Raw genomic sequence first — 18,803 nt, 5'->3', positions numbered from 1 at the left:
CTCCAACCACGCAGGCCCCTTCGTCTAGCGGTTAGGACGCGGCCCTTTCACGGCTGAAGCACGGGTTCGATTCCCGTAGGGGTCACCATCTCATCGCCAAGCGGTTGAGATTGGCGAAATTCAATAGAATCAACGCCTCGCGAGGCGCCCAGTGCTACAGATGGCGTCGCATACTGCATTCCATCGAGCGCGGCAGATCGCGTTTCTCGCAGTTTCGAATGATCGTTGCGGAGGGTGTCCGAGGGGTCATCGGCAATCCGGCGTCGACAGGGTGTCTGAGAACAACCGACCCGTTCCTGGCGCGTAGGAAGCGCGCCGTGCTGGTTATCGCATGCTTGCCGAGATCAGGCAGCGCGAGACGGGATCACCGCCTGATAAATGGTCGCTGAGCGCACCAAGGCCATATTGCATTGAGACGGCTGTTCCGCGACTGCGGCGCATGCCTCACGCCAGCAACATCGTCTATTGCGACGGTCCAGACAGCCCCCACGCCTTCGACATCGTTCCGATCCAGCCCCGTAAGGGGAGCTTGGATGCGATGTGCCCATTGTGCAAAGGCCGCGGCCAATGGAATACCGAGATTGATCTCGTAAGCTTCCGCTGCAAGCGCACTGCCTGCGATCGGTGCCATGGCGCTGGATGGGTAGAAACCGGCTCGGACCCGGTCGGCCTGCCCGACATCGAGATTTCACCGGAAGGCTACCCCCGGTGGACGCTACGCTTCGAACCTGCCGACGAAGTCACGCTGATTGACCCGGAAAAACCAGGCCTATCGCAGACCTAGGAAGTTATTGGTTGGGTCAGGCGCACCGCGCTTGGCCGCGATCCGTGCAACGTCCTCGTCACTTGGCTCCTCCGGCAGGTCCTCGGCAGGCGAGAGCCCGCCATCGGGGAGGCCTGGCGCGGTGCCGGCAATCGACTCGTCGATGGCGCGCTCGTTGGCACTGTCCGTGATCTTCTCTCTGTTCGGCATGTTATTCTCGGCGGCGGCTCCTGGTCGGCGAACAGCCCCTGCTCAGGTCATCCGCCGGGCGTGGCGGAAGCGCGCATACCGATTGAGGAGATCGTTGATCAGCTGTTCGTCGCTCAGGCCGGTCACATCATGCGCGGGCTCTCCCTCCGAGGAATGCGCCACCGCCCGGTAGTGGAGACGCTCCTGCTCGTTCGCCTTGCGCGATGCCGCCCAGGCGAAGCTTGCCTGGCGGAAGCCGCGTGCCCGAACCCCGTAGCGGAACTCGCCACGCTCGCCGTGCGGGATGCGAAGCTCGACCTGGTTTTCGTCCTGAACGAGGGTTGGCGAGAGGCCGCTGTCGCGCATCTGTGCCGCTACCGCGTCGAGCGCCGGGCTTGCCGTATCGGTGAGGAACGCCGCAACCTCACGCTTGTCGTGGAAGCGCGTGATGGTCGCGAGGCGCTGCTGCCAACTCAACGGCGTTTCGGCGATCGGATCGGAACCCGCGGCGGACAGGTCCAACGCTTCCTGGCCCTCGGTCTGCAGGGCGCGCAGCAGCCCATAGCAAATGAACACCATCACCACCGCGAATGGCAATGCACTGGCGATCGCGGCAGTCTGAAGGGCCTGGAGCCCACCGGCGACCAGCAGCACCGCACCGACGGCGCCCGCGGATACCGCCCAGAATACACGCTGCCACACCGGCGGGTTCTCCGCCGCGCCCGATGTGATCATGTCGATGACCAATGCCCCGGAATCCGCCGACGTGACGAAGAAGGTGATGATCAAGAGTGTCGCGATACCCGAGACGATCGTTGCGAAGGGCAGCTGCTCCAGTGTCTCGAACAACGCCACCGGCAGATTGTTGGCGACGGTGTCGGCGATGGCGGCCGTACCGGCCATGTCCAGCGCGATCGCGGTGTTGCCGAACACCGTCATCCAGAGGAAGGTGAATAGGGTCGGCACCAGCAGCACGCCGCCGATGAATTCGCGGATCGTGCGCCCACGCGAGATGCGGGCGATGAACATGCCGACGAAGGGCGACCAGGCGATCCACCAACCCCAATAGAACAAGGTCCAATTGCCCAGCCACGGGTTGGGTTCGTAGGCGTAGAGGCGGAAGGTACGCGGCACGACTTCGCCGAGATAGGTGCCGATGTTCTGCAGAAAGGCCTGAAGCAGGAACACCGTCGACCCTGTGATCAGGACGAAGGCGAGCAGCAGTCCGGCCAGGATGATGTTCAGCTCGGACAGACGCTTCACGCCCTTGTCCAGTCCGGCGACGACAGACAGCGTGGCCATGCCGGTGATGGCGGCGATCAGGACGAGCTGAACGGGGATGCTCGTCGGCAGGCCGAACAGGTGATTGAACCCGGCATTCACCTGCAGCACGCCGAGACCAAGCGACGTCGCAACACCGAACATCGTGCCCAGCACCGCGAAGATGTCGACGGCGTGGCCGATCGGGCCATAGATCCGCTTGCCGATCAGCGGGTAGAGTGCCGAGCGGATGGTGAGCGGTAGTCCACGGCGAAACGCGAAATAGGCGAGCGCCAGTCCGACCACGATGTAGATCGCCCAGGCGTGCAGGCCCCAGTGGAAGAAGGTGAGGACCATCGCTTCGCGCGCGGCCGCGATCGTCTTGCCCTCGCCCACGGGCGGCGATGCGTAATGCTGGATCGGCTCGGCCACCCCGAAGAAGATCAGGCCGATGCCCATCCCCGCACTGAACAGCATCGCGAACCAGGACGGGTAGCTGTAATCCGGTTCGCTGTCGTCGGGCCCGAGCTTCACATCGCCATAACGACTGAACATCAGGAAGATGGCGAAGATCAGGAACCCCGCGACCGCGGCGATGTAGAACCAGCCGAAATCCGCGACGATCAGCGCCTGCACGGTCGTGAACACCCGGTTCGCGGTCTCCGGGGCGAGTGCGCCGAAGAGGGCGAAGGCCAGGATCAGGCCTGCCGAAACGAAGAATACAGGTGGATTGATCTCCGCCTTGCGTCCCGCTGCTGGCTGTCCCGCATCATTCGGTACCGGCTCGGTCAATGTACCTCCTATTCATGGTTAATGTCGTGTCCAGTGAAAGGAACGACGCTGAGCCTTGTCAGTTGCGAACGAGTGTTACGATGGGGAAACGATTGGCCCGGCCTCGCTTGCGGCCTCGCCCTGTCGGTGGTGCTGTCGTCGGGGGCAACAGCGCAGGACGCCCGGTTAAGCAAAGCGATGAGCGTCCGACCGAGACGATGCTGCCGGCTGAGAAGAAGGCCAGTGTGCTTGCCGGAACATGGAACAGTATCCAGGGGTCGAAGCCCGGGCTCGGCCAGCCGAACGATGGCGCCCTGCCGGGCTGGTACGAAACCGACCTCTATGCCGGCGCGTCGATCGAGCTCGACAAGCGATGGACGGTGTCGGGAACCTATTATCGATACGTCTCGCCCTCGGCATGCGTAATCGAGCGGGAAGCGAAGCGCGGTCGTCTCGGACGAAAGCCGTATTTCTCCCTGTCTTGGCTCGGCAGGAATCTCGAGCCTGAACGCTGCGCCCTGATTATAGGCCCGCAGGTGCAGCGGGAACGCCCGTTTACCGCCATTGAGCTCACGCCCCCTGACCAGCAATTCTCCGTGTCGCGCTTCATCGTCGTTGACCGACGCAACAGCCTCTGAGCCTTCGATGATCATGGGGCCGTACGCATCGCCCTCTGGCCGCAAACCGACGTCCGAGGGAACAAGGACATCTCGATCATCATGCCGGATTCGAACGGCCAATCCGCCATTTTCAGCCGGCCGGCGACGATTTCGGTTCGGCCGTCAGGCGATCGAAACGAGGCCTCGCCTAATCTTGATGAAGAACGCCATGGATCCGGTAGACGAGGTGCCCCCGCAAAAAACGGCGCTGGCCGGACATTTGGTGGTAATTTAGCGCCGGGGGACAACCTCAACGATGATATCGCCCGCTTCCAGACGGGCGGCCTCGGGTTCCCAGAAGCAGAAGTCCTGATGCCCACGATAGATGCGGTGGCCGAGTCCGGTGGCGATGGCGGCAAGCGGTTTGCCGACCTCGTCGGCAGCGACCTCGCGTTCCCGCAGGACTACACGCCCGCCCGACGCGGCAAGATCGGCCATGTATTCGGCGGTGTGAGCGCCGTGCGTGGACCCGGCGAGCAGAAGGCCGGCGAAGCTGGCCGGGTTGATGACGACGTTTGCGCCTGCCTGATGCGCAATCGCTTCATTGTCCTCCGACCGGATTACCACGCTGATCGGCAGATCGGGCGCGATCCGCCGCGCCGTCAGCACGATAAGGATCGAGGTATCGTCGCGGCCGGCGGAAACGATGAGCGCGCGGGCCTTGGAGAGTCGGGCGGCCTCCAGCGCGGCGTTGCGCGTGGCGTTTCCCTCCATCACCGTCGTGCCGCAACTCTCCGCCGTGCGTAACGCCGCGGCGCGCTCGTCGACGACGACGATCATGCCTGGATCGGCGCCGCGACGGATGAGTTCGCTGACGGCCTCAGACCCGCTCGTACCGAACCCGGCGACCACGACATGGTCTTCGAGGTGTCGCTGGATCACCGACATGCGCCATTTCTCCCAGACGCCCTTGAGCAGAAAATCATATGCGGTACCTAAAAAGATGAGCCATACGAAGAGCCGGATGGGCGTCACGACGAAGGTATCGAACATCCGCGCCTGCTGGGTCACAGGCACGATGTCGCCGTAGCCGACCGTCGTGACGGTAATCATCGTGAAATACAGGATGTCGGCGAAGGTCACGGGCTCGCCCGAGTTCTGCCGCAGGCCCTCGCGATCGAACCAGTGCACCGCGAGCGCGATGCCGATCAGCGCCAACGCGACCAGCGCCCGCCAGGACAGGGCCAGCCACGCCGGGGTTCGGCTCTGGCGGCGCAGGCGATAGTGCACCGTGTCTGCATCGTCAGTGTGCATGCCGTCTCTTGCCCATCCGCAGTGCCACTGTGAAGTCTTTCGGTGATCCGCTTTATTGGTTGGCATTTGGGGAGGATACAAACCCTCGATAGCGCCTGTCTGCAATCGCTTACGGTGGATCGACATGAGGATCCCGAGCAGGATCCGGGCCGTACGCCGCGGAGCAGTGCCCCGCTTTATCGAACGGGCGCCCTGATCACTGCGGCGGTGGCCTAGGCCGGGGGCGTTTGCTCGCCCGATGGAGAATGAAAACGGAGATCGCGCTGAGGCACCGGGATGGTGACGCCGTGTTCCTTGAACAGGTCCCAAATGCCAAAGAACACGTCGCTTGTGACGTTCCCGACCCCCGCCTCGGGGCTGTCGATCCAGATCCGCAGGTCGAATTCCACCCCATTGTCGCCGAATTCCTTGATCCAGCAGACAGGGGCGGGTTCGGTCAGCACACGGGGCGAGACGGACGCGGCCTCGACGGCGAGCCTTTGCGCCAGTCGCAGATCGCAATCGAATGACACCCGAAATCCGACATGAACCCTGACGTCCCGGCTTGAGAAAGACCAGTTTTCGACTTCGTCGGTCATCAGCCGTTCGTTCGGGATCAGATGCTCCTTGCCATCGCGGGTCAGGACCGAGACCGCACGAACGCCGATCTTGTTGACCCAGCCGAAGGTGTCGCCGACCGCGATGACGTCGCCGGGCTTGATCGATCGGTCGAGCAGCAGGATGAGGCCGGCGATCAGATTGCCGAGCGTTTTCTGCAAGCCGAACCCAATCGCGAGCCCGAACGCGCCGGAGAACACGGCCAGCGCCGTGAGATCGATGCCCAGAAGATCGATACCGACGAAGATCGCGACGGTGACGACCGCAATCTGCGCGAGTTTCTGGAACAGCACGCGTTGCGCCGCGTCGAGCAGCCGCGCCTGTCCGATCCAGCGCAGGATCAGCCCGAGCAGCGCGCGCGCGGCGAGGAACAGAAGCAGCGACAAGCCGACCGCGTTGACGATGTCGAGCAGCGAAATGCGCCGGGTGCCGACCCCCATGCTCGCGCGATCCAGCCCCGCGATCAACGGGGTCAGGCCGCCCAGTCGGCTTGCCAGCACGATGAGAAACAGGGCGGCGGCAATCAGCGACGCCGGTCGGCTTCGAAGACCGAGCGCACGGCCGAACTGATAGGCCAGCGCCGCGACCGCGATGCCGAGACCCGCCGCAAGCAGAAGATCGGCGCCGGGGTTGAGCCCCCGAACGCCAAGAAACGCCGTCAGGACCAGCGCCGTCACGCCGGCGCGGGTAATCGCCATCAGGCGCGGCGCGACCACGTCGGCGTGGCGCGGCGCCAAGGCCGGCAGGAGGTATCTACAGGCAAGGCGCGCTGCAACGATACCCAGGAGAAGGGCCGTGCTCAGGATTGCGACAGCCGCGATCAGGTCATGAAACGGGAACGCCGTCCATTGATCCAGATAGGTCTGCCACCAGGCATCATGTTCCAACCGGTTCTCCAATGCCATCTCGTCGGCGTCGGTCACCCGACAATCACAGCGTCATTCCCATCTGGTCGCCGGATCCCTGTTAAACGGAGTTGGCACCCCGGTCAGCCCATGTACGTCATGCGCATTACCGCCGTGCCGTTTGCGCCATTCTGGACAAGGGACCGCTGGTGAAGCAGCGCGAAGCACGGGCGAGTTGCTCGGCGATTGATCGGCACCATCTCTGTGCCCCCTACCCTGTCATGCGATGCCAAAGCCGTTCGTCAGATCCCAATGTCTTGAGTTGGTCGTACTGCAACCGCTCTGCCCCAATCACGTACGTCAAATCGGTGAGCGTGGCTTACCGCTCGCGCCGGTCCTCGTGATACTCCTCAAGGACCTCCTTCACGTCCTTGCGGTCTTCGTTCGACACTGCATCAGGCGCCTTGTTGGCGCCTGACCGGCCGGTCAGGCAAAGACGCGAATGTATCGGGAGATGGTCTGAACCCACATCTTCCAGCACCTCCAGGCTATGCACCTTGAACTCGGGTGTGACGAACATGTGGTCGAGCGGCCAACCGAGCAGCGGCGTGCGCGCGGGGAAGGTCGCGAACGTGCCCCGACCGATCCGAGCGTCGAGATAGCCTCCGACGCGTTTGAACAGCTGCGAGGTGTGGGACCATGCGACATCGTTGAAGTCGCCGATGGCCAATACCGGCAACTTCGTACGGGCGGCGCGACTCGCCGCGATCGCGATCTCGGCGTCGCGTGCCTCGGTATCCTGCCCGGGAACGGGCGGGCGCGGGTGAAGTGCTATCACGCGAAATCGATCACCGGCCGTCAGCTCGGCATGGACCGACGGCGTATCCTTTTGGGCGATCGTTTCGATCCGCCCATCGTGCATCGGCAGCCGCGTGGCGAAGATCATGCCGTAGGTATTGCCGATCGGTTGTTCGAGCCGGTGTGGATAGCGCGCAAGCTGCTTGGCCAATGCATCGGCCCAGCGCTGGTCGGTTTCCATCAATAGCAGGATATCGGGCCGAACCCGGTCGATCAGCCGCGCCGTTCGCCCATAGTCTCGATTGGACTCCAACACGTTCAGCGAAAGGACGCCGAAACACCGGCTCTGTGCAGTTGAGGCATCATCCGCAAAGGCCAGCTCCGTCTTCGCAAGCGGCGTATACGGATAGATGCGATAGAGTTGCCACCCGGCTGCAACGGCGCACCCCAACGCGATCCATCGTCCTGCCTGCCGATCCAGCCACAGCGCCAAGCCTCCGCCCAAGAGCAGGAGGCCAAGTATCTGGACCCGGGGAAAGTCCCAGATCCTGATCCACCATTCATTGGACTCGATGATGCTGAGCCCGGTTACGAGCATCAATACGCCTGTGAGGGCACGGATCGGAAATGTAGCTAGCCGCATTGCTGATGCCTAAGAGCGGCCTTGCCTTGGACCAAGCCCTATGACCTTCAGGCCGAGATATCACCGGCGCCGCTGCCGAAGCCGGAGCCGTATCGAGGCCATGTTCGGTCGTTTTAGAGACGGGCGCGGCGTCGTCAGTCGCGACGATCGATGCCCGAAGGCCTTCCTCTCCGCAATCGACCTCGCCACCACGGGCCTGGTGTAACACTGATTAACGAGTCGTCACCCTAGTAACGGGAGTTCCACCGATTCGTCGGCCAAAACGCTCTGTTCAACGAATATTGGATCCCGACTCGGTTTTAGTAGATTGCCATATTAACCACGACCGGGCAGGACGGTCTTGCCGCGGGGCGGCAGCATAATCCATTTAACTCAAAGGAAATTTTATGCGTTATTGGCAGAACGGCAAGCCTTTCAAGGGTTAAGTCGAACATAAAGGACGACTCGCTATCTGATAGTGGGTCGTCCTTTGTTTTTGCATGCTATGGCATTGATAAAATTGTTACAGTTTTTTTACGTTATGATGAATCGATTGGAAAAGATTCATTCTTGCGACAAGCGACGGCTTCTGAGTTCTTATCCCGGATAACTTTTGGATCGGAATAGCCTGTCTGACGGTTTTCAGCCGCCTTAGGGTTGCTGTGATGATACCGAAGATGTTGGCGCCAGGCATGAGACATGCTCTGCCGACCATAATCTAAATCATCTTTACCTCCTGCTACCCACATTGCGCGGTAACCGGTAATTTAGCGCCGAATGACGGCGCCGATGGCTCTTCAGGGCCCTTTCACCCAGCGCTAATTCGCGGATCTTATCAGGTGGCTGACGCTGCTCGACAGAGTGAACGCCGTACTTGAACTCAGCTTGCTACACACCGAGAATAAGTACTCGCTGCTTTCCAGCGCGTAGGCAGGATCGCACGCAAAGGCGGCGAGGCACTCTTGGTCTGCATCGGCGCGACCTTACCGAACCGCAAAGCGGTCAGTTCACCAGACTTCGGGCGATACAAGTTCATCATGGTACGCATTACGATCGCGCCGCGGGTCGGTGCGGCGGCGTGAACGACGGCCTGATCGCACCGGGACGTCCGCTGGCAAACGGTGCAACCCGCGATACATCTGCCGGTCCTATCCAAGCCGGCGACGCTTGCCTGACATAGAGTCGACACGGCATCATCGCGGCCGCGCCCGCATGCGTCCGCGACGCTGCCGCCCTCAGACGAAACTTCACCCAGCGGCATGTCAGATCCGCAGAGTCCCCTCTGTCGCGGACGTCAGCGGCACGTCCTTGCCCGTTGTAGCGGAGGCTGACGCACTCCGCGCCAACGGGCGCCGATCGAAAGAGCCTTCAATCGGAATTACTGAGAAGCCTTCGCCTTGGGATCGAGGGGTTTGGCATACTCGATCTTCGCCGCGTTCCGCAGCGCCGCCTGATGCTGAACGATGCCTGCCTGGATGCGATCACGTGCGATCCCCTGCTTGGCGAGTTCATTGATAGCAGCGGAGCTCGCTTCGGCTGGACGGACGCTTATAACATGATTGGCGATCGCCGTTGCACCTTCGAGAATAACCAGAGGCTCACCGTTCACCGTCGTCATCAATCGACCGAGTGCGTTACGATCCAGACTTGCGCTGTCGAGCTCCACCGTTGCCCGCTGATAGCTCACGCCCCGGCTATCCAGAACTGCTGTCAATTCCGCCAGTGTCTTTGCCGGCTTCATAGCCGCGATCAGGCTCGGGTTATTTGGTGCTGGAAAACGAATCTGTTCCACCGACAGTGTCCGGCGCTCCCTACTCAGTTCGGGATGCTTCGCCAGATACGTCTCGACGTCGCGCGTCGTGACCGGTTGAGGCACGCCTGCTGCGACCGATTGCAGCGCAAGGTTCGCCATCACGATATTTTTGGCACGCTCCACAGCAAGAACAGCGTTCGGCTTCTTGTATAGACCATCGCGCTCGCCGGCCTGGATGACCAGCTTTCGATCGATAAGGGCCTGCAACGCCTTTGGCTGAAGGTCTTTCGAGTTTTGCGCGTTGGCCCCGCTCAACCCCAGCTCGAAATTGAGCTCGCTTTGCGTGATGGCTTCGCCATTGACCGTAGCAACCGTCTGGCCGCTCGGTCCGGCTTTATTACAGGCCGCTGCCGCCAGCGTGAGTGCGAGGGCTGCGGCAGACAGTGTTTGCCGCTTGGTGATGAGGAACCTGGAGGATGCTGACATAAGCAATTACCTTAGACATAATGCAGAAGGAAACGAGATGGGAACCGTATAGAACTGGCTAAGCGTCGTGATTTTTGCGGGGCTTGCGCGTTTTATACCTGCGGCGATCGATGGATGAAAAGCCGGTTGATACGGTGTGGTGCTATTTGCTGTGCGCGCTGAGCAAGTGACGTGACAATGAGGGCGCTGCCGCTCCCACCATATTCATGGTCGCGGCGAGATTTGACGATATATTCAGTGGCTTGCGACCCTCATCGCCTAGGCGTTGATCGGGCCAGCGAGAAGTGCGCGGCCAGAGGCGCCGCAGGACTCGAACAATGTTTTCGCAAAGCCCATCATGGTTGCCTCTGCCGCCTTGGCATCCGGATCGATGATCGAAAATCGTATCAACGCCCCATCGGGGACAAGGCCGGCAAGGTTCTGCATTGCGATGGACCGCCGCTGATCATCCCACGACACCGGGAAACGATTCCCCAGTCGAGTCCAATAAAGAACCTGCTCTGTACGGGTATCGCGCACTGTCGTTAGGAAGCGCCCTGGTGCACTGATGCCTTTGCCCAGTGGAATATCCACGTCTCGTATATCGGTGATGGTAAAACCGGATCCGGGGTAGCAGGACTCAGGACGATGCACCATCAACATGCCGCTCTGCCGATACGCATAGGCGATCAGAAGCATGATGGGCGGAGCGCCATCGGCACCGTAACTGCGCATCAGCTGCTTCTCATAGACGGCTGCCGCTTTTGCTTCATCCTCGGGGGGTAGAACAAAGCTGACATCCGGCACCATCGCCCAAGGGGCTGCTTGCTTTGGAATGGCGTCGTTCAGGTTTCCGGAAGGAATGGCAACGACGAGCTCGGTAGGACGTCGAGCATAGGTGACGCCTGCGGTTATGCCGAAGGCGAGACCCAGGGCAGCTTCTCGTCGGGTAAATCGAGCGATGGTCATGTCGTTACTTTCGGCCCCAACGTGAAACAATAGGATGCAGCACCGCATCCAGTCCCAGCAGCATAAGCAATGCCAGGATAAACATGCCCATGCCAACCAGCTCGTGCGCCAAGCCCTGCGCGGCCTCCTCGGATATGTAATAGGTCATGAGAACCAGTATGATGATCCGTAAAAAGTTTGCCGCGATGGCAAGCGGTATCATCAACGATATCAGCAATATCGCGTAGCGTGGTGCATTGCCATGCCGAAGATAGACGTAGAAAACACCCAACGCACAAATGCCGATCAGGGAGTTTATCCCGGAGCACGCCGTTGCGACCAGCAACTGATATCCGCCAATCTGGATAACCGTTCCGGTACTCCCGATGGGGAGACCGAATGCGGCCAGCAAGTTTACGGAAGCATCGGAAATCAAGTCCTTGATGGGACGCGTAGCGACGAAAACCCAGTTTTCCGGCGGCGTGATGATGAACAGCAGGTACACCAAGGGGAACCACAGCCTCTTGAGTGCCTCCTTACCGAGATAAGTCCATAATAATACTACGATCACGGTGTAGAGGGACAGGGCCTCGATCGCCAAGATGCTGGTAATACGCCCTACGGAATAGAGCAGCAGCGCGGGGACCAGCAGCAAGCCGACAGGAAGGAAGGATTGGCGCTTGCTGACCTCCCACGGCCGCGCACGCCAGATCAGCCACAGCGCGGAAATGAAGATAATGGGCCCGTGCGCGCCCTGTTCGGTGGACCAGCTGACGGTCGCCAGCCGGCTCACTGTCGGCAGGATGAGGCACGCCAATCCTATCAGAAGCGGCCACCACCGCGCTGTCCAGCGCGCCAGGCCGCTACCGACGTCAGTCCACGACCCGCTTGGCTGCGGCCGCGCCTCTACCCGTATCACGTATTTCTCCCGACGAACTATCAGCGGTAAAGCTAGCGTCTTTTACCTAATTTTCAAAGCCATCGGCACGATCGCCGAGAATGCCATCGCCCGCACCATTGATAGGCCACCCGTATCGCCCCGGGACACGGCGAGGCCATGCCATCCCTATGAAGCGGCGCGCGCCCATGCGCCGAAATCGCGCTTTCCGGCCTCCTTGGGGCCGGTTCCCAGGAGGGCATAAGGCCTAGCGGCGCGTGAAGCGGAACGTGCCTTCCGGCCCCGTCTGCGACGAAGGAAGGCCGATTGTCCCAAACTTGGACATTATTGAGATCATGGGGAAATCTCAGCGTTATATCGGTTTGCGAATCGCCATGCCCGTCGGTAACAGCTTGTTAAGTATCAAATAGAGGGAACCATCATGAAGCGTCTACTACTCTCGACCATGGCATTCGCATCGGCTTTCGCGATGGCCCCTGCAGCTCACGCAATCGATTTCGTTCCGGGCAACCCCGAGTTCACCGTCAGCGGTGATATCACGGACGGTACCGTTTCGGCAGATTTCGGTCGTTCGGGCATCGCGTCGGGTTCGTTCACGGATACCTTCAACTTCATCATCGATCAGACTGGTCTGGCTAGCGGCACGCTGAGCACGAACACCACGCGTCTGACGAGCTCGACCGATCTCGACATCCTGTCGGTGTTCATCAACGGCTTCGCAGCCACGAAGACCATCGTCGGCAATGCCGAGTTCTTCGAGATCAACAACATCGCGATCACGTCGGGTGCGACGAACCAGATCGTCGTGAACGGCATGTCGCGTGGCAACGGCTCCTATGCCGGCACCGCAACCTTCGAGCCGACGGCAGCAGTTCCCGAGGCTGGCACCTGGGCAATCATGCTGTTCGGTATCGGCGGCATCGGCGCATCGATGCGCGTTCGTCGTCGCCAGGCGAAGATCGCATTCGCCTAAGCGCATTTCACAGCTGGTCCCAGCGCCCATCTGTGTGAAGGCAGCCGTCAACCTTTCGAGGTTGGCGGCTGTTTTTGTTTAGTCTACGGCGCGGACGGGTCGACGAAAGGATCCATGCGGCGCGACCAGCGCCGTTGATCGATACTTGGGCAAGCGGGATGGTCCATGCTGCGCCCAAAGGCACAAACCCCGAGATCGCGAACGCGCCTGAATGGATGCCGCCAGTTACTAAGCACAAGGCCTGGTATCGGCACCCATCGGTCGACAACCGCTCCCAGCCAGGTAGGCGGCTGCGAGTGGCAATGAGCACCCGTGTGCGCCGTTCTGCGATCTCTAGATCCTCAAGTACAGGCGGAGAGCTGTAACATGAGTTTACGGTTGGAGCATGTTACCAAACTTGCACACAGCAAAGAAGGCCTGAGAGCGGCCTACGCCGCGGGTGTTGATCATCAGCAGAATGGCTGGCTGAGATATCCCCCATGCAAATGGGATCATCCCGCAATTCTGGCTTTTGACGAAAGCGGAACGTGCGTTGGCGGTATCAATTGGGGCGAGGACCATGATGATCGAACGCTCACAATCACGTTTGCCTGGGGTTCGCCTACCGCTCCCGCAGCCTTTGCTGCCGTGCTATCGCGATTTCGGAAAACTCATCTGAACGGTTGGTTCACCGAAATCCACTTCACGATATCGACGCATAACGAAGCCATGCAAAAGGCTGTAAAAGTACTTGGGCTTGTTCCTCGGGCCTTCACCTTTGAGATGCCGGTAAAGGCCATGGCCAGGTCTTGATGGCAAAAAAATGCCCGGCTTGGAAAGCCGGGCATTTTCGAGTTCAGCCGTTATCGGGCTTCACGGTATTCAATATCGCAAATTGGCTCATGATTTTATTCATGACAATATTTGCCAGTCATCACTCCTGTGCGCCTTACTATTTCTCTAGTAACACATTGCATTATGCCGTGCAGGATGCGTTAATTAAAGAATATAAGAGCACAGGCTGTTGACTGTTTAGCCCCTGATGGGCTTGCCGATTGGCCAGTAGCGCATGTGAATCCCCCTCATTAAAAAAGTGTCTGTCTTTCGACAAGGAGGCATATGCAGCAAATTCATTTCGTAATTGCGACTGCAAGCGGTTTAAAGTGCATTAACCGCAAATTGTGAATTCCAATTTGCTGCGCGTATGATGATGCACTGACGCTCTCGGAGCCTTCACCCGTGAACAGGGCGCCCGAGCCTCGCCGCCAAAATGGGAGGCTGCAACCGCTTGCGCGCGGAAGTCACCAGGCCATGGTGATCGACAGGGTCGCCAAGGGCACGACATCGGCGGTCGTGCCACCGGGAGCGTCGAGCCGGGCCAGCTGATGGTCACGGACCACGGCAAGGATTTCGCCCTGCAACGATGCCGCCGCACCAGCGATCTTGACGGGCTGCGCGACCGCCACCCCGGCGCTGCCATATACCCTGTCGCCGCTGTCCGCTGCATAGAAGCCCCGCCAGCCGACGCCGGCCGAGACCGGCATCGTGAGCGTCGGACCGTCTTTTGCGCGTGTCAGCGCAAAGGCGGGGGCGATGCCGGCGATCGTGTAGAAGCCCCCCTCGCCTTTGGTCCGCTTCGTCGCGGCGAAACGCGGCGCGAGAAATCCCACTGCGTTATCGCCGGTGTAGAGGATCGTCAGGCTGGCCTCGTGAGTCGTGTTCGCCACCCCGTTGGGGCTGGCCTTAATGGCATAGGCCGCCGCGGCGGAGAGCCCATCGACAGGCCGCCATGCAAGAGCGACGATCGTGTTGCTTTCATACCAACTGCGCGGGCGCGACCGCTCGTCGGCGCGCGGTGCGTGAAAGCCGTTCGAACTTTGCCCAACCAGAAACAAGGTCCCCTGCCCGTCCGCGCGGCGCGTCAGCACGGCGGCACCACCGACCGAGAGATGGACCGGGACCCTGGCGAGGCCGGCATCATCGTCGTCATAGGCGCCGCGCGCATAATCGCCGTTGCGGACGTCGACCGTGACGATCGGATGGACCGTCCCGTCGCCGACATCGACCTCCGACAGCGTCGCGTCTTCGGTATCGATGAACGGCACGGTCTGCGCCGACACCCGGGACGCGTCGAAACACCCACACATCGCCGCCAGAACGATCAGCGCCTTGGCGGTCACGCGGTGCGTCGCACCAGCCAGACGGTATCCCCGGCATCGTCGACGACGAAGATCGCGCCATCATCGCGCGTCTGCACGCTCACCGGTCGACCATAGACTTCGCCCGTCTTCTCGTTCGCAACGAACCCCGTCAGGAACGGCTGCGGCGCGGCGGTCGGCCTGCCATTGGCAAAGGGGACCGCGAGGACGTCATAGCCGATGAACGCGGACCGGTTCCACGATCCGTGCCGCGCAACATAGGCGACCTGTTGCGCGGCGGACGTTCCCTTGGCGAACGCCACGCCCAGCGCCGCGGCATGGGGCCCGACGGCAACATCGGGAAGCAACGTCGTCGCCAGCAACTCGCGCTTGGTATTGGCGTGACGCGGATCCTGCTTGCCGTAATAGCTGTAAGGCCATCCATAGAACCCGCCGTCGCGAACGCCGACGAGATAGTCGGGCGCGATATCGTCGCCGAGCTGATCGCGTTCGTTGACCGCAGCCCATAAAGTGTTCGTACCAGGCGCCCAGGCCATGCCGACCGGGTTTCGGAGCCCCGACGCGTAGAGACGCTCGCGCCCGGTACGCAGATCGATCGCGAGGATGGCCGCTCGTCGCTTCTCCTCGTCCATGCCATGCTCGCCGACATTCGAGGCGGAACCGACCGATACGTACAGCGTCCGCGCATCGGGGCTCAGCAACAGGTTGCGCGTCCAATGATTGTTGTAGCCCCCCGCGGGCAGCGACACGAGCGGCTGCGGCGCTGCGGTCACCCGCGTCTGGCCGGGCGAGAACGGAACGCTGACGACGCCGTCGGTATTGGCGACGTAAAGCCGCCCGTTCGCATATTGCATCCCGAACGGCTGATTGAGCCCCTCGATCAGCACGAAACGCTGTTCCGCGACTCCGTCGCGGTCCGCGTCGCGCAACAGGGTGATACGGTTGGCGCTGAAGCCCGTCGTCTTCGACAGCGCCTGGCCACGCTCGACGTCGGGCTCGGCATCCAGTTTGGGCTTCGTGCGCGCCTCCGCGACCAGCATGTCGCCATTGGGCAGCAGCAGCGCTTGGCGCGGATAGTCCAGACCACCCGCGAACTTGATGACCTCATACCCCCGCGGCGCCACGGGTTTGCGCCCGTCGGGCCAGCCGATCGTCTTCGGGTGGTTGACCACGGACGCGGTCGCATAGGGCTCGGCCTGCGTCTTCAGACCTAGCACCGGCGGTGAGGTCTGGGCCATCGCGCCAGCTGCCAAACCCAATGCGCTGACGGCGGCAAGGATCGTCCTCATAATGTCTCCCGGAACATGACAAGAGTGTAACCCTCTCACAATCAACGATATCCATGAGGCTGCCAGCGCCGCGGATTAATTTGGCGATGTCGCGACCAATCCCCTCGGCAACAGCCTTGGTGACCACCACAAAACCACCGAACCACCGCCGGAACGAGGCGCCGCCGACATGACAAAATTTTCATCTCGGCCGTGGCACCATATAGCGCCCGCGCGTTGTCGCCGTTCGTCAGCGAATGGGATATCATGCCGAAAACATTGACTATTATCGGCATGGGGGCCTGTGGCGTCGCCGCCTTCGCCGAAGCCGTCACGCGACTATGCTATGATCCGGGCGACGGATGGGTCATCCATCTGGTCGAGCGGGACGACGAGCTTGCGCGCGGCCTGGCGTTCGGCACGGAACAGCCGGGGCATCGTCTGAATACCGAATCCCGTCTCATGGGGCTCTATGACCGCGAGCCGGGTCATTTCCGGACCTGGCTCGAGGCGCGGCGCGCGGCAGCCGGGACTCCGCTCGACCCCGATGGCGTCGAATATCCCGAGCGCCGGGAATATCGCCTCTATATGCAGGAGGTCCTCGACCAGGCGCTCGACCAGGCCCGGCGCGCGAGGATCGACGTTCGTATCCACCATCAGGAAGCCGTCAGCATCGAGGGCGACCATGATGCGGCGACCATCACGTTCTCGGACGGATCGACGATCGCGACGGACGTCGTTCTCCTGACGATCGGCACCCCCGATCCCGACCGGTTCGCCACCCTGAACGGCAAACCCGGCTATTTCGATTCGCCCTACCCCGCGGACCGCATGACCAGGGGGATCGACAGCGATCAGTCCGTTGTCATCCTCGGAAGCGGTCTCAGCGCGATCGACGCGGTGATGACGCTGCTCGACGAAGGGCACCGCGGACATATCCATCTGATTTCGAAGGAAGGCCTGCTGCCGCGGGTCGAAATTCCCGCACCCGAGACGGGGTATGACCGTCAGCATCTCACGCTGGAAAACGTCCACCGGCATATCCGCGAACGCGGCGCCGCTTTCTCGGTCGTGGACCTGTTCCGCCTCTTCCGCATCGAGGCCGAGACTGCCGCAGGACGCGCGATCGACTGGCAGGCCGAGGATCGCGCCGACGGCGACGCCCAAGCCGCCCTGCTCCACGACATCGCCGCGGCTGACGCCGGCGACGAACCGTTCCAGCGCATATTGACCGCCGCCCGCCATGATTCCACCGCGATCTGGAACCTGTTGCGACCCGCCGACCAGAAACGGTTCGGGCAATGGCTGGCGCCGCATTTCGCCGGGGCGCGCTTCGTCACACCGATGGTGAACGCGCGGCGCCTCGCCGAGGCGATGACGCGCGGGCAGCTCAGCGTCCGCGGACGAGTCGATGAAACCATTGCCAACCCGACCGGCACCGGCTTCATCGTCCGGTTCACGACGAGCGACACGCTCGAGACGCCGGTCGTCGTCAACGCCACCGGCCAGGCGACCACCCTCGCCGAGATGAAGGAAACGCTCGTCAAGGATCTGCTCGCCAAGGACTGGCTGCAACCACACCCGGTCGGTGGTGCCATCGCACACCGCGCGACCTGCCGGATCATATCGGCCAGCCGAGACGCACCACGCATCTACGCACTCGGCCAGTTGCTCAACGGCGAGTTGCGCGACACCAACGCGGTCTGGTTCAATGTCGAGTGCGCGGGCCGCGCCATCGACGATATCCTGCGCCAGCAATGAGCGCGCTCGGCAACATCGCGGCGGCACTGCTGCCGCTTTATGGCGTGATCCTGCTCGCCTGGGGCGTCGGGGCGCGTGTGCCCTGGGCGGCGAAGCTGTTCTCGACCATCCTCGTCTTCGGCCTCATCCCGTTGCTGGTCATCGACAAAGTGCTCGGCGCGGAAACGCAGCAGTTGCTGGTGATCCCCCCGCTGATGTTCGCGGTCGCGGCGCTGATGAGCATTCCTGCCCACCGGTTGGCCAAGCGGCTCGGCGACGATTTCGATCCCAAATTGCTGTCGGCCTCCTTCTCGTTCTTCAACGTCGCATTCTTCGGCGTGCCCGTCAGCCAGGCGCTCTTCGGCGAGGTCGGCGTCTCGACGGTGATCTGCGCCTATATCGGCAGCGCGCTGTACGGCGACACGATCGGCTATTTCCTGATCGCGCGGACCAAGGAGGGTACGCGCAAGGCCGCAACCAAGGCGCTGCGCGTGCCCGTCGTCTATGTGATCGTCGGCGCGATCATCGCGAAGGCGGCGGGTGTCACGATGCCCGAGGCGGCGTCGCCGATCCTGTCGGTCGCCGGTACACTGGTGTCGGTTCTCGGCATGGCGGTCATCGGCCTCAACCTCGCCGAGACTGGCCGCGACGACTGGCGGCCCCGGCTGATGACCCGGATCCTCGGCGTCAGGCAGGTCAGCGGGCTCGTTTTGATCGCCACCGCACTTGCGCTCGAAGCCGCGTTCATCGGCATCCTCGCACCCCGCGACCGCGTCATCGTTGGGCTGATCGCACTGTTTCCGATCGCGAGCAACGTCACGCTGTTCGCGACCCTCCTCGACACGAACCGCAAGGCCGCGGC

Annotated in this window: 16 protein-coding genes and 1 tRNA gene; 6 read left to right on the top strand and 11 right to left on the bottom strand. The window is 61.8% G+C overall.

Annotated features, from left to right (window positions below):
- Window positions 1-13: 13 nt before the first annotated feature.
- Together sphsw_RS00365 and sphsw_RS18510 are read left to right on the top strand one after the other, a co-directional pair.
- Window positions 14-88 (top strand) — tRNA-Glu (locus sphsw_RS00365).
- A gap of 243 nt (window positions 89-331) precedes the next feature.
- Window positions 332-784, top strand: coding sequence for a hypothetical protein (locus sphsw_RS18510; RefSeq protein ID WP_235188223.1), 453 nt, complete (start codon window positions 332-334; stop codon window positions 782-784).
- Here sphsw_RS18510 and sphsw_RS00360 read toward each other — a convergent pair.
- The 9 genes from sphsw_RS00360 to xrtV all read right to left on the bottom strand — a co-directional run bounded on the left by sphsw_RS00360 (window position 770) and on the right by xrtV (window position 11,843).
- The gene (locus sphsw_RS00360) at window positions 770-973 is read right to left on the bottom strand and encodes a hypothetical protein (RefSeq protein ID WP_031438875.1); all 204 of its coding nucleotides are present in this window, start codon (window positions 971-973) and stop codon (window positions 770-772) included. The genes sphsw_RS18510 and sphsw_RS00360 overlap by 15 nt on opposite strands.
- 42 nt (window positions 974-1,015) lie before the next feature.
- Entirely contained in the window at window positions 1,016-3,004 is a 1,989-nt protein-coding gene (locus sphsw_RS00355) for a BCCT family transporter (RefSeq protein WP_031438874.1), read from the bottom strand.
- Window positions 3,005-3,012: 8 nt separating this feature from the next.
- Window positions 3,013-3,723: a glycoside hydrolase family 97 N-terminal domain-containing protein gene (locus tag sphsw_RS20825; protein ID WP_152555328.1), complete on the bottom strand. Its 711-nt coding sequence runs from the start codon at window positions 3,721-3,723 to the stop codon at window positions 3,013-3,015.
- A gap of 150 nt (window positions 3,724-3,873) precedes the next feature.
- Window positions 3,874-4,896 carry a potassium channel family protein gene (locus sphsw_RS00345; RefSeq protein ID WP_031438872.1) on the bottom strand — a complete coding sequence of 341 codons (1,023 nt, stop codon included), beginning with the start codon at window positions 4,894-4,896 and terminating at the stop codon, window positions 3,874-3,876.
- Window positions 4,897-5,108: 212 nt separating this feature from the next.
- A complete protein-coding gene (locus sphsw_RS00340; RefSeq protein ID WP_152555327.1) occupies window positions 5,109-6,416 on the bottom strand; it encodes a mechanosensitive ion channel family protein in 1,308 nt (435 codons plus the stop codon).
- Between the two features lie 301 nt (window positions 6,417-6,717).
- A complete protein-coding gene (locus tag sphsw_RS00335; protein ID WP_052380783.1) occupies window positions 6,718-7,734 on the bottom strand; it encodes an endonuclease/exonuclease/phosphatase family protein in 1,017 nt (338 codons plus the stop codon).
- 1,402 nt (window positions 7,735-9,136) lie between these two features.
- Complete coding sequence (locus sphsw_RS00330; RefSeq protein ID WP_031438869.1) at window positions 9,137-9,997, bottom strand: hypothetical protein; 861 nt, start codon at window positions 9,995-9,997, stop codon at window positions 9,137-9,139.
- Window positions 9,998-10,255: 258 nt separating this feature from the next.
- The gene (gene epsI / locus sphsw_RS00325) at window positions 10,256-10,945 is read right to left on the bottom strand and encodes an exosortase-associated protein EpsI, V-type (RefSeq protein ID WP_157840487.1); all 690 of its coding nucleotides are present in this window, start codon (window positions 10,943-10,945) and stop codon (window positions 10,256-10,258) included.
- Between the two features lie 4 nt (window positions 10,946-10,949).
- Complete coding sequence (gene xrtV / locus sphsw_RS00320) at window positions 10,950-11,843, bottom strand: exosortase V (protein WP_084215035.1); 894 nt, start codon at window positions 11,841-11,843, stop codon at window positions 10,950-10,952.
- Window positions 11,844-12,243: 400 nt separating this feature from the next.
- Between xrtV and sphsw_RS00315 the strand changes: the two genes are divergently transcribed.
- Both sphsw_RS00315 and sphsw_RS19110 read left to right on the top strand, forming a co-directional pair.
- Entirely contained in the window at window positions 12,244-12,795 is a 552-nt protein-coding gene (locus tag sphsw_RS00315) for an FxDxF family PEP-CTERM protein (protein ID WP_152555326.1), read from the top strand.
- A 366-nt stretch (window positions 12,796-13,161) separates the two neighbouring features.
- The gene (locus tag sphsw_RS19110) at window positions 13,162-13,587 is read left to right on the top strand and encodes a hypothetical protein (protein ID WP_128082073.1); all 426 of its coding nucleotides are present in this window, start codon (window positions 13,162-13,164) and stop codon (window positions 13,585-13,587) included.
- 488 nt (window positions 13,588-14,075) lie between these two features.
- On the opposite strand, the gene sphsw_RS00305 is transcribed toward sphsw_RS19110, so the two are convergent.
- Entirely contained in the window at window positions 14,076-14,954 is an 879-nt protein-coding gene (locus tag sphsw_RS00305) for a hypothetical protein (RefSeq protein ID WP_051916353.1), read from the bottom strand.
- A complete protein-coding gene (locus sphsw_RS00300) occupies window positions 14,951-16,171 on the bottom strand; it encodes a PQQ-dependent sugar dehydrogenase (RefSeq protein ID WP_235188222.1) in 1,221 nt (406 codons plus the stop codon). Before sphsw_RS00300 ends, sphsw_RS00305 begins: the two co-directional genes overlap by 4 nt.
- A gap of 297 nt (window positions 16,172-16,468) precedes the next feature.
- On the opposite strand from sphsw_RS00300, the gene sphsw_RS00295 reads away from it, so the two are divergent.
- Window positions 16,469-17,962, top strand: a complete 1,494-nt coding sequence (locus tag sphsw_RS00295) for an FAD/NAD(P)-binding protein (RefSeq protein WP_152555325.1) — start codon at window positions 16,469-16,471, stop codon at window positions 17,960-17,962.
- Window positions 17,959-18,803, top strand: an 845-nt coding sequence (locus sphsw_RS00290; RefSeq protein ID WP_031438862.1) for an AEC family transporter, incomplete at its 3' end; no start/stop codon positions are given. The genes sphsw_RS00295 and sphsw_RS00290, both read left to right, overlap by 4 nt.

This window comes from Sphingomonas sp. FUKUSWIS1 (assembly GCF_000733135.1).
GTDB classification, from domain to species: domain Bacteria; phylum Pseudomonadota; class Alphaproteobacteria; order Sphingomonadales; family Sphingomonadaceae; genus Sphingomonas; species Sphingomonas aerolata.
Note: the sequence above shows the minus strand (reverse complement) of the source record. Positions and strands in the feature narration are given on the sequence as shown.

Excerpts from the sequence above, each read along its gene's own strand:
- sphsw_RS00345 (WP_031438872.1), bottom strand. The coding sequence starts at position 4,896 with ATGCACACTGACGATGCAGACACGGTGCACTATCGCCTGCGCCGCCAG.
- epsI (WP_157840487.1), bottom strand. The coding sequence starts at position 10,945 with ATGACCATCGCTCGATTTACCCGACGAGAAGCTGCCCTGGGTCTCGCC.
- sphsw_RS00360 (WP_031438875.1), bottom strand. The coding sequence starts at position 973 with ATGCCGAACAGAGAGAAGATCACGGACAGTGCCAACGAGCGCGCCATC.
- sphsw_RS00315 (WP_152555326.1), top strand. The coding sequence starts at position 12,244 with ATGAAGCGTCTACTACTCTCGACCATGGCATTCGCATCGGCTTTCGCG.
- sphsw_RS00295 (WP_152555325.1), top strand. The coding sequence starts at position 16,469 with ATGCCGAAAACATTGACTATTATCGGCATGGGGGCCTGTGGCGTCGCC.
- sphsw_RS00335 (WP_052380783.1), bottom strand. The coding sequence starts at position 7,734 with ATGCTCGTAACCGGGCTCAGCATCATCGAGTCCAATGAATGGTGGATC.
- sphsw_RS19110 (WP_128082073.1), top strand. The coding sequence starts at position 13,162 with ATGAGTTTACGGTTGGAGCATGTTACCAAACTTGCACACAGCAAAGAA.
- sphsw_RS00300 (WP_235188222.1), bottom strand. The coding sequence starts at position 16,171 with ATGGCCCAGACCTCACCGCCGGTGCTAGGTCTGAAGACGCAGGCCGAG.
- sphsw_RS00330 (WP_031438869.1), bottom strand. The coding sequence starts at position 9,997 with ATGTCAGCATCCTCCAGGTTCCTCATCACCAAGCGGCAAACACTGTCT.
- sphsw_RS18510 (WP_235188223.1), top strand. The coding sequence starts at position 332 with ATGCTTGCCGAGATCAGGCAGCGCGAGACGGGATCACCGCCTGATAAA.